We start from the raw sequence: 13,939 nt of genomic DNA, 5'->3' as shown, positions 1-13,939 counted from the left end.
TCGGGTTAGAACCCGAATCGCCACTCACGACCGTCAGGCGGCGGTACGGGCCCGCCGTTTGGTCCAGATGTCATAGGCGACGGCGACGAGCAGCACGAACCCCTTGACCAGGTTCACGCTCTCGGTCGGCGCGCCGATGAGGGACATGCCGTTGTTGATCACGCCCATGATCAAGCCGCCGGTGATCGCGCCGACCACCTTGCCGACGCCACCCTGCACCGCGGCGCCGCCGATGAACGCCGCGGCGATCGCGTCGAGTTCGAACATGTTGCCCGCGGTCGGACCGGCCTGGTTGAGCCGTCCGGCGACGATGATCCCGGCCAGCGCGGAGAGCACGCCCATGTTGACGAAGATCCAGAACGTCACGGCCTTGACCTTCACGCCGGACAGGGTCGCGGCCTGGAGGTTCCCGCCGATGGCGTAGATGTGGCGGCCGAACACGGCCCGCGTCGTCACCAGCGAATACCCGATCACCAGCACCGACAGCAGGATCAGCACCCACGGCAGGTTCTTGTACCGCGCCAGCTGCACCACCACGAACAGCACGACCGCGGCCGCCGCGGCGATCTTCAGCAGGAACATCGGCAGCGGGTCGACTTCTTGCAGGTAGTTCAGCCGGGCCGTGCGCTTGCGCCATCGCGAGACGACAGCGCCGCCGATGGCGAGGACGCCCACCAGCAGGCTGACCACGTCGGCGCCGCCGAGCGGGCCGAGCCCGATGTTGCCGAGATAGCCGCCGGTGAACCCGTTCGCCAGCGTCCGCACCTCGTCCGGGAACGGCCCGATCCCCTGGTTCCCGAGCACGGTCAGGGTGAGGGCGCGGAAGATCAGCATCCCGGCCAGCGTCACGATGAACGCCGGGATGCCGAAGTAAGCGACCCAATACCCTTGCCACGCCCCGATCACCGCGCCGACCGCCAGGGTGATGAGGAGCGCGAGCGGCCACGCCATGCCCATGTTCACCATCAGCACGGCCGAGATCGCGCCGGTCAGCGCCACCACGGACCCCACCGACAGGTCGATGTGCCCGGCGATGATGATCAGGATCATGCCGATCGCGAGGATCAGCACGTACGAGTTCTGCACGATCAGGTTCGAGATGTTCTGCGGTTCCAGCAGCGCGCCGCCGGTGAGGATCGAGAACAACACGACGATCAGCGCGAACGCGACGTAGATGCCGCTCTCGCGCGGGTTGAACGAGATCCGGCGCGGTGCCCTGGCCGGCGCGGCTCCCTGCTGTTCCGGGACACCGGTGGCGGTGTCAGCGGAGGCGGTGCTCATGTCTTACTCCTGTTCCCTGGTCATCGCCCGCATGAGGACCTCTTGGGTGGCCTCGTCCCGGCCGACCTCGCCGGTGATCCGGCCCGCCGACAACGTGTAGATCCGGTCGCACAGACCGAGTAGTTCCGGCAGCTCGGACGAGATGACCAGGACGGCCTTCCCCTCGTCGGCGAGCCGGTTGATGATCGTGTAGATCTCGTACTTCGCGCCGACGTCGATGCCGCGGGTTGGCTCGTCGAGGATCAGCACGTCCGGATCGGTGAGGATCCATTTGGACAGCACGACCTTCTGCTGGTTTCCGCCGGAGAGCGTGCCGGTCACGCTGCGCACGTCCGGTGCCTTGATGTTCATGCTCTTGCGGAATTCTTCGGCGACCCGGTGTTCTTCGTTCTCGTCCACCCAGCCGCGCCGGGCGAGTTTGCCCAGCGCGGCGCCCGAGATGTTGCGCTGGATGTCCTCGATGAGGTTGAGTCCGTAGCGTTTGCGGTCCTCGGTGGCGTACGCGATCCCGTTGGCGACGGCGTCGCCGACCGTGCGCACCTCGATCTCCTTGCCGTCCTTGACCAGCCGTCCGGAGATGTCCTTGCCGTACGAACGGCCGAACACGCTCATCGCGAGTTCGGTCCGCCCGGCGCCCATCAGTCCGGCCAACCCGACGATCTCGCCGCGGCGCAACGTCAGGCTCGCGCCGTCCACGACGACGCGGCCGTGCTGCGTCGGACTGTGCACGGTCCAGTCCTCGATCCGGAGGACCTCGTCACCGATCCGCGGTTCCCTCGGCGGGAACCGGTTCTCCAGTTTCCGGCCGACCATCCCGGCGATGATCCGGTCCTCGGTGACCGCGGCCGCGTCCAGTGTTTCGATCGTCCTGCCGTCGCGCAGGATGGTGATCGAGTCGGCGATCGCGGCGATCTCGTTGAGCTTGTGCGAGATCAGGACGCAGGTGACGCCGTCGTCGCGCAGGCCGCGCAGCAGTTCGAGCAGATGAGCCGAATCGTCGTCGTTCAGCGCCGCCGTCGGCTCGTCGAGGATCAACAGTTTGACCTCTTTGGACAGTGCCTTGGCGATCTCGACGAGCTGCTGTTTGCCGACACCGATGTCGAGCACCGGCGTCACCGGGTTCTCCCGCAGGCCGACGCGCCGCAGCAGTTCGCCGGCCTGTTGGTTGGTCCTGTTCCAGTCGATCAGCCCGCCGCGCGCCTTCTCGTTGCCGAGGAAGATGTTCTCCGCGATGGACAGTTGCTGGCACAGCGCGAGTTCCTGGTGGATGATCACGATGCCGCGGCGTTCGCTGTCGCGGATCGCGGAGAACGCGCACGGCTCGCCGTCGAAGACGATCTCGCCGTCGTACGAGCCGTGCGCGTAGACACCCGAGAGCACCTTCATCAGCGTGGACTTGCCCGCGCCGTTCTCGCCGCAGATCGCGTGGATCTCTCCCCTGCGCACCGACAGGTTGACGTCCTGCAGCGCCTTGACGCCGGGGAAGGTCTTGGTGATCCCCCGCATCCGAAGGATTTCGTCGGTCACGTCGCTACCTCAGCTGTTCCGCTTTGTAGTAGCCCGAGTCGATGAGTTCCTTCTGGTAGTTCCCCTTGTTGAGGATCACCGACTCCAGCAGGAACGCCGGGACGACCTTCTGGCCGTTGTTGTAGTCCGTCGTGTTGTTCGTCTCGGCCTTGCCGCCCTTGAGCACCGCGTCGGCCATCTTGACCGTGGTCTCGGCGAGTTTGCGGGTGTCCTTGAAGATCGTCGAGTACTGCTCGCCGGCGATGATGGACTTCACCGACGCGACCTCGGCGTCCTGGCCGGTGACCACGGGATACGGCTGGCCCGGGGTGCCATAGCCGTTGCTCTTCAGCGCCGACAGGATGCCGATGGAGAGGCCGTCGTACGGCGAGAGCACGCCCTGCACCTTGTCGCCGGAGCTGTAGGTCTTGGTCAGCAGGTCTTCCATCCGCCGCTGCGCGGTCGCCGCCTGCCAGCGCAGGATCGCCGCGACGTTGAACGCGGTCTGGCCGCTCTTGACGACCAGCGTCCCGTTGTCCAGGTACGGCTTCAGCACCGACATGGCGCCGTTGAAGAAGAACGTCGCGTTGTTGTCGTCCGGCGAACCGGCGAAGAGTTCGACGTTGAACGGTCCCTTGCCCTCACCGGGCGAACCGTCCTCCTTGAGCACCTTGAGCCCGGTGAGCAGCGATGTCGCCTGCTGCACACCGACCTTGAAGTTGTCGAAGGTCGCGTAGTAGTCGACGTTCGGGGTGTTGCGGATCAGCCGGTCGTAGGCGATGACCGGGATCTTCTTGTCCGCGGCCTCCTGCAGCTGGGTGGTGATCGCGGTGCCGTCGATCGAGGCGATCACGAGCAGCTTCGCGCCCTTGGTGATCTGGTTCTCGATCTGGTTCACCTGGGTGGGGATGTCGTCCTCTGCGTACTGCAGGTCGACCTGGTAGCCGAGCTTCTCCAGCGCCGCCTTGATGTTGTCGCCGTCGTGGATCCAGCGCTCCGACGATTTGGTCGGCATGGTGACGCCGACGAGGCCGCCGGCGGCACCGCTCGCGGCCGCCTGCTGATCGACGGACTTCTCACTCGAACCGCAGGCCGTGAGCGCGGCACCGAGGCCGACCGCCACGGCCACTGTGGCCAGTTTCGTGAACTTCATTGTTCCTTCTCTCCGGTGGGGACCGATCAGAATCCTTGTGCGAGCCGGTAATAGGCCTGGTTCCAGCGCATCCGGTCGGCGATCGAAGCGGGTGTCGTCGCCTGGTCGATCACCAGCAGCTCGACGTCGAGCATGGTGGCGAAATCTCGGATCGATTCGGCGCCGACGGCCTGCGTGAGCACCGTGTGGTGCGGTCCGCCCGCGGTGATCCAGGCCTCGGCGGACGTCGCCAGCGACGGCGACGGCTTCCACACCGCGCGCGCGACCGGCAGATTCGGCAGCGGCTCGTCCGGCGCGACGACCTCGACTTCGTTGGCCACCAGGCGAAACCGGTCGCCGAGGTCGGCGAGGCCGATCACGACGGCGTCACCGGCGGCGGCGTCGAACACCAGCCGGACGGGATCCTCGCGGCCGCCGATGCCGAGCGGGTGGATCTCGCATGAAGGCTTGGCGGCGGCGATGCTCGGGCAGACCTCGAGCATGTGCGCGCCGAGGATCTTCGGTTCACCGGGACCGAAGTGGTAGGTGTAATCCTCCATGAACGACGTCCCGCGCTCGGAGTCGCGGCCCATCGCCTTCACCGCGGTCAGCAGCGCGGACGTCTTCCAGTCCCCCTCGCCGCCGAAGCCGTAGCCGTCGGCCATCAGGCGTTGCACCGCGAGACCCGGGAGCTGGCGCAGGCCGCCGAGATCCTCGAAGTTCGTGGTGAACGCGCCGAAACCGCCGTTCGTCAGGAACGTGCGAAGCCCCTGCTCGATCCGGGCCGCGTAGCGCAGCGACTCGTGCCGCTCCCCCGCCTTGGTCAGCTCCGGAGCGAGCGCGTACGAGTCGGCGTACTCCTCGACGAGCGTGTCGACCTCGGCGTCGGGCACCGCGTCGACCAGCGCGACGAGTTCGTTGACGCCGTAGGTGTTCACCGAGACGCCGAACTTCAGCTCCGCCTCGACCTTGTCCCCGTCGGTGACCGCGACGTCGCGCATGTTGTCACCGAACCGGGCGAGTTTGAGCGAGCCGATCGTCTGGCGGCCGACCGACGCCCGGATCCAGGCGTCGATCCGGTCGGCGACCGACGGATCCGCCGCGTGCCCGGCGATGGTCTTGCGCGGCACACCGAGCCGGGTCTGGATGTAGCCGAACTCGCGATCGCCGTGCGCGGCCTGGTTCAGGTTCATGAAGTCCATGTCGATGGACTGCCACGGCAGTGCCTCGTTGAGCTGGGTGTGCAGATGCAGCAAGGGTTTCCGCAGCGCGTCGAGGCCGGTGATCCACATCTTCGCCGGCGAGAACGTGTGCATCCACGCGATCACGCCGACACAGGCGTCGTCCGCGTTCGCCTCGAGCATCACGCGCCGGATCGCCGACGGCTCGGTCAGCACCGGCTTCGCGACGATCCCGGCCGAGATCCGGCCGGTGTCGGCCAGCATCCGCTGGATCTGCAACGACTGACCCGCGACCTGCTCGAGGGTTTCCTCGCCGTACAGCGCCTGGCTCCCGGTGAGGAACCAGACCTCGGTCTTCCGCTGTGTGCTCACTTCTCTCCCTGCTGGCCGTAGACGTTCTGGTAGCGCGCATAGAGCCGGTCCACGTCCTGTTCGGACAGTGGTTCCGGCGTTCCCAGCGCGGAAGCGATGTGGACGGTCTTCGCGACGTCTTCGACCATCACCGCGGCCTTGACCGCGTCCCGTGCGGTGCGGCCGACGGTGAACGGGCCGTGGTTGCGCATCAGCACCGCGGGCGACCGGCTGGACCGCAGGGTCTCGACGATGCCCCGGCCGATCGAGTCGTCGCCGATCAGCGCGAACGGTCCGACCGGGATCTCCCCGCCGAACTCGTCGGCGATCATCGTGAGCACGCAAGGGATCGGTTCCCCGCGCGCCGCCCACGCGGTGGCGTACGTCGAATGCGTGTGGACGACTCCGCCGACCTCGGGCATGTGCCGGTAGACGTAGGCGTGCGCGGCCGTGTCCGAAGACGGTGCCAGATCGCCGTGGACGACTTCGCCGTACAGGTCGGTGACGACCATGGTGTCGGCGGTCAGGTCGCCGTAGGACACCCCGGACGGTTTGATCACCATCAGGTCGTGCCCGGGGACGCGCGCCGACACGTTGCCCGCGGTCCAGATGACCAGCTCGTAGCGGGTCAGCTCGCTGTGTAACCGGGCGACGGTGTCCCGCAGCTCTTCGAAGGTGTCCGTGATCTCCACGGCGAGGCTCATCGGTGCTGTCCTTTCCTGGCGGCACGGCGGCGGGCGGCGAGCCGGTGCATGACGTCGTTGGTCCCGCGGCCGAAGTAGTCGTGCAGCGCGGCGTACTCGGCGTAGAGGTCGTCGTAGGCCTTCACGTTTTCGGCGATCGGCCGGTGGACCGCGCGGCGGACCGAGCCCATCGCGAGCGCGGCGGCAGGCACGTCCGGATGCGCTCCGGCGGCGACGGCGGCGTGGATCGCCGAGCCCAGCGCGGGGCTCTGCGCCGAACCGGCCACCGAAAGCGGCAGATTCGTGACGTCGGCGTAGATCTGCATCAGCAGCGGGTTCCTGACCAGGCCTCCGGCGACGATCAGTTCGGTGACCGGCACCCCGGCGCGGTCGAACGTCTCGATGATGGTCCTGGTGCCGAAAGCGGTCGCCTCCAGCAGCGCGCGATAGGTGTCCTCGGCCCGCGTCGCGAGCGTCTGCCCGACGACGACGCCGGACAGTTCGTGGTCGACCAGCACCGACCGGTTCCCGCTGTGCCAGTCGAGCGCGACGAGACCGTGCTCGCCGATCTCCTGTACCGAGGCGAGCCGGGTGAGCAGTTCGTGGACGGAGATCCCGGCTTCCCTGGCGTCGTCCACATAGGACGCGGGGACGCCGTGCCCGACGAACCACGCGAAGATGTCGCCGACCCCGCTCTGCCCGGCCTCGTAGCCCCATAGCCCGGAAACGATCCCGCCGTCGACGACGCCGCACATCCCCGGCACCTCGCGCAGTTCGGCGCCGTTCATCACGTGACAGGTGGAGGTGCCCATGATCGCGACCATCTGCCCCGGCTCCACCGCCTGGACGGCGGGCGCGGTGACATGCGCGTCGACGTTGCCGACGGCGACCGCGATGCCTTCCGGCAGGCCGGTCCATTCCGCCGCCTGTGCGCTCAGGCTTCCCGCCTTGGCGCCGAGAGCGCCCAGCGGATGCACGAGCTTGTCGTCCACAAAGGACCCGAAGCCGGGCGCGAGCTCCTCCAGGAACTCCGAGCTCGGGTAGTGGCCGTCCTGGAGGATGCCCTTGTACCCGGCGGTGCACGCGTTGCGCACGTAGGTCCCGGTGAGCTGCCAGACGATCCAGTCGGCGAGTTCGACCCAGTGCCGCATCCGGTCGTAGACCTCGGGCGCCTCTTCGAAGACCTCCAGCGCCTTGGCGAACTCCCACTCCGAGGAGATCAACCCGCCGTAGCGCGGGAGCCAGGACTCGCCGCGCTTCCGTGCCAGCGCGTTGATCCGGTCCGCCTGCGGCTGCGCGGAATGGTGCCGCCACAGCTTCACGTAGGCGTGCGGATTCCCGGCGAACTCGGGCAGTTCACACAGCGGCGTGCCGTCGGCCGTGGTCGGCACCATCGTGCAAGCGGTGAAGTCGGTGCCGATACCGATCACGTCGGCGGGATCCGCGCCGGCGGCGCGGAGGGCTTCCGGCACGGCGGTGCGGAGGACGTCGACGTAGTCCGACGGCACCTGCAGTGCCCAGTCCGGCGGCAGACCGTGCCCGGTCCGCGGCAGGATCCGGTCGATCACGCCGTGGCGGTACTCCGAAACCGCGCTGCCCAGCTCCGCGCCGTCACGGACGCGGACCACGACGGCCCGGCCGGACAGCGTCCCGAAGTCGACGCCGACGACCAGCGGCTCCCCTGTACTCACTTCTTCTCCCGCATTGTTAGCGTTCACATTTCTGGTCGAAAACCACGCTCACGCGTGATTGAAGCCGTAACTCGCGTGTCTGGAGCCGTAACTCACGTGTCTCCAGCTGATCCGGCTCCAATCACGCGTGTTACGGCTCCAATCACGCGAGTTACGCCCTTGATCACGCGAGTCACGTGGCTCGTCTGCCGACGAGGCGTTGCAGGACGATGAAGGCGAACAGCAGCGCACCGGTGATGATCGAGGTCCACCAGGAGTTCAGCGTGCCGTCGAAGGTGATCAGGGTCTGGATGATGCCCAGCACCATGATCCCGAGCACCGTCCCGAGGACGTAGCCGGAGCCGCCGGTGAGCAACGTGCCCCCGATGACGACGGCCGCGATCGCGGTCAGTTCCAGCCCGACGCCGTTCAGCGGATCGCCGGAAGACTTGTACAGCACCAGGAGCAGACCGCCGAGCGCCGAGCAGAACCCGCTGAGCGTGTAGACCGAGATCCGCGTGCGGCCGACGTTCAGGCCCATCAACAGCGCCGACTTCGGATTCCCGCCGATCGCGTAAACCGTCCGGCCGAACCGCGTTCCGTAAAGGACATACGCGGCGACGGCGACCACGACCAGCGCGACGACCACGCCGATCGAGATGTGCAGCTCCGCACCGAGCGGGATCTGCGTCTGCGCGAGGCTCGCGACCGTCGGGTCGTCGATCGAGTACGCCTGGGTGCTGATCGTGTAGCAGAGCCCCCTGGCGAAGAACATCCCGATCAGGGTGGCGATGAACGGCTGGATCTCGAAGACCTGGATCAGCACGCCCATCCCGAAGCCCAGCGCCGCGCCGATCGCGAGCACCGCGGGGATCACCGCGAAGACCGGCCAGCCCTGGTTCTGCAGGAGGTCGGCGGAGACCACAGTGGACAGCGCCACGACCGAACCCACCGACAGATCGATACCGCCGGTGAGGATCACGAACGTCATGCCGACGGCGACGACCAGCAGGAAGGCGTTGTTGATGAACAGGTCGAGCACGACCTGCCCGGAACCGAACGCCGTGTAGCTCGACGCGCCGTAGATGTACGCGCCGACGAGCATCGCCATCGTCGCCAGGATCGGCAGATGTCGTTGCCGCGGCCGATAGCCCTTGATGCGGTCGAGTGTCGTCATACCCCGGCCTCCACCTTCTCCGGCAGGACGGCGGCAGGCGGCGGCGCCGCTTTCCGCCGTCTGGCGAGCTTCTTGCGGAACACCGGCGACTGCAGCAGGCAGACCGCCAGCACGACCACGGCCTTGAACAGCATGATCGCCTGCGGCGCGATGCCGAGCGCGTACACGGTCGTCGTCAAGGTCTGGATGAGCAGCGCGCCGATCACCGAACCGGTGAGCGAGAACCGGCCACCGGTCAACAGCGTCCCGCCGATGACGACGGCGAGGATCGCGTCCAGTTCGATGAACTGCCCGGCGTTGTTGCCGTCGGCGCTGTGCACGTTCGCGCTGATCATCAGCCCGGCGATCCCGGCGCAGAGCGCGCAGAAGACGTAGGTGAGCCAGATCAGCCGGGACGATCGGAGCCCGGCGAGCCTGCCCGCCTCCGGGTTGCCGCCCACCGACTCGACCAGCAGCCCCAGCGCCGACCGGCGGACCAGCACCGCGGCGATGGCGAACACGGCCAGCGCGATGAGGATCGCGCTGGGCAGGCCGAAGGTGAACCCGCTGCCGATCCATTCGTAGGGATGCGAATTGACGGTGATGATCTGGCCGCCGGTGATCAGCTGGGCGATGCCGCGGCCCGCGACCATCAGGATCAGCGTCGCGATGATCGGCTGGATGCCGAGGACCGCCACCAGCCAGCCGTTCCACACGCCGAGAGCGAGGGCGAGCCCCAGCGCCATCCCGACCGCGGCCAGCGTCCCGCCGAGGCTGTTCTGGTCGCCGAGTCCGCTGATGTGCAGGCAGGCGAGCGCGCCGCTGATCGCGACGACCGCGCCGACCGAGAGGTCGATCCCCCGCGTCGCCACCACCAAGGTCATGCCGATCGCGATGAGGATCAGCGGGGCACCGTTCTTGAGGATGTCGATCAGGTTCCCGTAAAGGTGCCCGTCGCGGAGTTCGATCGCGAAGAACGCCGGATGGGCGATGAGGTCGCCGAGCAGCAGCGCCAGCAGCGCGGCGACAGGCCAGAACAAGCGATGTTTGGTCATCGTGCGACTCCTTCGGCCATCGTCGCCATGACGCGGTCCGCGGTCAGCGCTTCGTTGTCCAGTACGGCGACCACCGCGCGGTCGCGCAGCACGAGGACCCGGTGGCTCAACCGCAGCACCTCCTCGAGTTCCGCGGAGATGAACACGACGGCCATCCCCTCGCTCGAGAGCCGGGCGACCAGCCGCTGGATCTCCGTCTTGGCGCCGATGTCGATACCGCGTGTCGGCTCGTCGAGGATCAGCAGCCGGGGTTCGGTGATGAGCCACCGCGCGAGCAGCACCTTTTGCTGGTTGCCGCCGCTCAGGTCGCCGACCTTCGCTTCCGCGTTGGCGGGCCGGATGTCGAGCATTTCGACGTAGCGCTCGGCGATCTCGTCCTGCCGCCGCCGCGGGATCGGCCGCGCCCAGCCCCGCGAGGCCTGCAACGCGAGCACGATGTTCTCGCGCACGGTGAGTTCCTCGACGAGGCCCTCCGTCTTGCGGTTCTCCGAACAGAACGCGATGCGGTGGTCGAGACCGGCCCGCGGACTCTTCAGCGACACCGGCTCACCGTTGATCCGCACCGACCCGCCGTCCGCGTGATCGGCGCCGAACAGCAGCCTGGCCAGTTCGGTGCGACCGGAGCCGAGCAGCCCGGCCAAGCCGACGACCTCGCCCGCCCGGATGTCGAGCGAGAACGGCGCGACGCCGCCCTTGCGGCCGACGTCCTCCGCTTCGAGGAACACCGGCGCCCCGGCCAGGTCGGAACGGCTGTGCCCCGCGTCCTCGATGTCTTCGAGGGCCTCGAGTTCCTTGCCGATCATCCTGGTCACCAGGTCGACCGGGGTGATGTCCTCGGTGCGGTATTCCCCGATCAGCTTCCCGTTGCGCAGCACCGTCATCCGGTCCGCGACGGCGAAGACCTGCTCGATGAAATGGGAGACGAACAGGATCGCCATCCCCTGCTCCCGCAGCGATCGCACCACGTTCAGCAGCTGCTCGACCTCGCCGGCGTCCAAACTGGACGTCGGTTCGTCGAGGACGAGCACCCGCGCGTCGACGTCGAGCGCCCTGGCGATCGCGACCAGTTGCTGCACCGCGATGGAACAGCCGCCCAGCTCCGCCGAAACGTCCACTTCGACGTCCAGCCTGGCCAGCAGCGCGGCCGCCCGGCGGCGCGTCTCGCGCCAGTCGATACGGCCGCGCCGTCGCGGCTCCTTGCCGAGGCAGATGTTCTCCGCCACCGACAGGTTCGGGCAGAGGTTCACTTCCTGGTAGACGGTGCTCACGCCGGAGCGCTGTGCCTCTCCGGGACCGCTGAACGCGACCGGGGAACCGTCGAGTTCGATCGTGCCCGCGTCCACCCCGTGAACGCCGGTGAGCACCTTGATCAGGGTGGACTTGCCGGCGCCGTTCTCACCCATGAGGGCGTGCACCTCGCCGGGGAACATCCGGAAGGAGACGTCGTCGAGGGCGACCACGCCGGGGAATTCCTTCCGGATGTGACTCATCCGCAGAATCGCAGGGGGTTCTGTCATCGCTGACCTTGTTCTCGGGGGGGGGGGACGCGGGATCGGGATCAGTACTGACGTTGCGGCAGCGCGGCCTTCGCGGCAGCCTGGTCGAATTCGGTCTCGGTGGTCTCGATGCGCGGGGGCACCTGCTCACCGGCGGCGACCTTCTTCACCAGGTCCATCAGCTGCGGGCCGAGCAGCGGGTTGCATTCGACGACGTGGTTGATCTTGCCGTCGGCCAGTGCCTGCAGGGCGTCACGGACGCCGTCGACCGAGACGATCTTGATGTCCTTGCCGGGCACCTTCCCTGCCGCCTCGATCGCTTCGATGGCGCCGAGGGCCATGTCGTCGTTGTGCGCGTACAGCACGTCGATCTTGGGCTGGGACTTCAGGAAGGCCTCCATGACCTCCTTGCCCTTGGCCCTGGTGAACTCACCGGTCTGCGACGCGACGACCTTGAACTTCGGGTTCGACGCGATGACGTCGGCGAAGCCCTTCTTGCGGTCGTTCGCCGGCGCGGAACCGGTGGTGCCCTGCAGTTCCACGATGCTGACGTCGCCCGTCGCCGAGCCGAACTCCTTGGCCAGCCACTCGCCGGCCTTCTTGCCTTCGGCGACGAAGTCCGAGCCGAGGAAGGTCTTGTACAGCGTCTTGTCCGGCGAGTCGACAGCCCGGTCGGTCAGGATCACCGGGATGTTCGCCGTCTTCGCCTCCTTGAGCACGGTGTCCCAGCCGGACTCCACGACCGGCGAGAAGGCGATCACCTTGACCTTCTGCTGGATGTAGGACCGGATCGCGGCGATCTGGTTCTCCTGCTTCTGCTGTGCGTCGGAGAACTTCAGCTCGATCCCGGCCGTCTTCGCGGACTCCTGGATCGACTTGGTGTTCGCCGTCCGCCAGCCGCTTTCCGCGCCGACCTGCGCGAAACCGAGGGTGATGGCCCCGCCGCCACCCGCTCCGCCGCCACCACCGCACGCGGTGAGCGCGAACAGTCCGGCCGCCACTATCGCCGTCCACGATTTTCTCGCCACATCTACTCCTAGATCCGCACTGATCAATTGAGTTAGCGTTAACACTCCACCGGGAAGCCCAACGAGGGCAGCTCCGGCTTCACGAAATTCCGGTGCTCTCCCGCACGATCAACTCGGGAACCACCAGGTCACGGGCTTGTTCTTCGCCACCGTTCATCCGGCGACGAAGAAGGTCGAACGTGCGCCTGCCGACTTCGACGAAGTCCTGGCGCACCGTCGTCAGCGGCGGCGTGTAGTACGCCGCCTCGGGCACGTCGTCGAAACCGACGATGCGCATCTCCCCCGGTACGTTCACGCCGGCCTCGGTGCAGGCGCGAAGAAAGCCGAGGGCCATCTGGTCGTTGGCCACGAAAACCGCGTCCAGTCCCTTTTCGCCGACGAGGGACCGCCCCGCCGCATACCCGGACCGCGCGCTCCAGTCGCCCCGCACCACCGGCGGGATCCGCGCGCCGTGCCGCTGCAGGGTTTCCCGCCAGCCGCGCTCACGGTCGAGCGCCTCCAGCCAGTCTTCGGGCCCGGCCACGTGCCAGACCGTCTCGTGCCCGAGGCCCAGCAGATGCTCGGTCGCGCGGCGGGCGCCGTCGTACTGGTCCACCGAGATCACCGGCACCGGCGCCTCCTTCCCGCCGCCGACCGCGACGAGCGGGACGTCATTGGGCGCGGCCTCCAGCGCACGCCCGGCGGTGACGTGCGGGGCGATCACGACGATGCCTTCGACGGCCTGGCGCCGCAGCCGCTCCACCGCGTCGGTGATGGACGACCGGCCGGGACGGCTGATGCTCGTTATGGTCGTCGCGTAACCCGCCTCGCGGGCGGCGTGCTCGATCCCGCTCAGCGTGCTGGCCGGGCCGTAGAGGTTGGCCTCCAACGCGACCACGCCGAGCGTGCCCGACCGGCCGGTGACCAGCGCGCGGGCCACCGAGTTCGGCCGGTAGTCCAATCGCTCGATGGCGGCGTTGACCCGGACGCGCGTCTCGGCGCGCACCGGCCCGGTGCCGTTGATGACCCGCGAGACCGTCATATGCGAAACACCCGCGAGCGCGGCGACATCGGTGAGGCTGGCCTGCTTGCCCACGGAGGAAACGGCCGAGTTGCCGCCCTCGCTGCTTTCGCGTGCCATCGCCTGTCTCCTGTCGCCGCTCCTCGCCGGGTGACGAGTGCCGCAAGTGTTAGCGATAACACGAACAGGGTCAAGGTCTCGCCGAGTCACAGTCGGGTCACGGGCACCTGGCCGCGAACCACGCGACCCGAGCCGACGGAAACACGGTGGGCCAGGTGGTCGTGAGTGGCGATTCGGGTTCTAACCCGAATCGCCACTCACGACCACCCGCACCGACACCTCCCTTGACCGCGTGGAGCCCGCCGTTCTACGGTCAGCGTGCACAATTCGATGTTAACGT

11 protein-coding genes are annotated in these 13,939 nt (G+C 67.7%); all 11 read right to left on the bottom strand.

Going from position 1 to position 13,939, the window contains the following annotated elements; genetic code table 11:
- Window positions 1–33: 33 nt before the first annotated feature.
- Window positions 34–1,281 carry a multiple monosaccharide ABC transporter permease gene (gene mmsB / locus DL991_RS08680; RefSeq protein WP_199753880.1) on the bottom strand — a complete coding sequence of 416 codons (1,248 nt, stop codon included), beginning with the start codon at window positions 1,279–1,281 and terminating at the stop codon, window positions 34–36.
- A gap of 3 nt (window positions 1,282–1,284) precedes the next feature.
- The gene (mmsA, locus tag DL991_RS08675) at window positions 1,285–2,808 is read right to left on the bottom strand and encodes a multiple monosaccharide ABC transporter ATP-binding protein (protein ID WP_199753878.1); all 1,524 of its coding nucleotides are present in this window, start codon (window positions 2,806–2,808) and stop codon (window positions 1,285–1,287) included.
- A 4-nt stretch (window positions 2,809–2,812) separates the two neighbouring features.
- Entirely contained in the window at window positions 2,813–3,940 is a 1,128-nt protein-coding gene (gene chvE / locus DL991_RS08670) for a multiple monosaccharide ABC transporter substrate-binding protein (RefSeq protein ID WP_125782777.1), read from the bottom strand.
- A 26-nt stretch (window positions 3,941–3,966) separates the two neighbouring features.
- Complete coding sequence (araA, locus tag DL991_RS08665; RefSeq protein ID WP_125782776.1) at window positions 3,967–5,472, bottom strand: L-arabinose isomerase; 1,506 nt, start codon at window positions 5,470–5,472, stop codon at window positions 3,967–3,969.
- Window positions 5,469–6,155: an L-ribulose-5-phosphate 4-epimerase gene (locus tag DL991_RS08660; RefSeq protein WP_125782774.1), complete on the bottom strand. Its 687-nt coding sequence runs from the start codon at window positions 6,153–6,155 to the stop codon at window positions 5,469–5,471. Before DL991_RS08660 ends, araA begins: the two co-directional genes overlap by 4 nt.
- Window positions 6,152–7,825, bottom strand: a complete 1,674-nt coding sequence (gene araB / locus DL991_RS08655; RefSeq protein WP_125782772.1) for a ribulokinase — start codon at window positions 7,823–7,825, stop codon at window positions 6,152–6,154. The genes DL991_RS08660 and araB overlap by 4 nt, the downstream gene beginning before the upstream one ends.
- Before the next feature lie 172 nt (window positions 7,826–7,997).
- A complete protein-coding gene (yjfF, locus tag DL991_RS08650) occupies window positions 7,998–8,981 on the bottom strand; it encodes a galactofuranose ABC transporter, permease protein YjfF (RefSeq protein WP_125782770.1) in 984 nt (327 codons plus the stop codon).
- Entirely contained in the window at window positions 8,978–10,015 is a 1,038-nt protein-coding gene (locus tag DL991_RS08645; protein WP_125782768.1) for an ABC transporter permease, read from the bottom strand. The genes yjfF and DL991_RS08645 overlap by 4 nt, the downstream gene beginning before the upstream one ends.
- Window positions 10,012–11,505 carry a sugar ABC transporter ATP-binding protein gene (locus tag DL991_RS08640; protein ID WP_233598728.1) on the bottom strand — a complete coding sequence of 498 codons (1,494 nt, stop codon included), beginning with the start codon at window positions 11,503–11,505 and terminating at the stop codon, window positions 10,012–10,014. Before DL991_RS08640 ends, DL991_RS08645 begins: the two co-directional genes overlap by 4 nt.
- A gap of 68 nt (window positions 11,506–11,573) precedes the next feature.
- Window positions 11,574–12,539 (bottom strand): ABC transporter substrate-binding protein, encoded by a 966-nt coding sequence (locus DL991_RS08635; protein WP_199746745.1) that lies wholly within the window; start codon window positions 12,537–12,539, stop codon window positions 11,574–11,576.
- 79 nt (window positions 12,540–12,618) lie between these two features.
- Window positions 12,619–13,659, bottom strand: a complete 1,041-nt coding sequence (locus DL991_RS08630; RefSeq protein ID WP_125782764.1) for a LacI family DNA-binding transcriptional regulator — start codon at window positions 13,657–13,659, stop codon at window positions 12,619–12,621.
- Between the last annotated feature and the right edge of the window lie 280 nt (window positions 13,660–13,939).

The organism is Amycolatopsis sp. WAC 01375 (assembly GCF_003947325.1).
GTDB lineage: Bacteria > Actinomycetota > Actinomycetes > Mycobacteriales > Pseudonocardiaceae > Amycolatopsis.
This window is presented reverse-complemented; position numbering and strand designations above follow the sequence as displayed.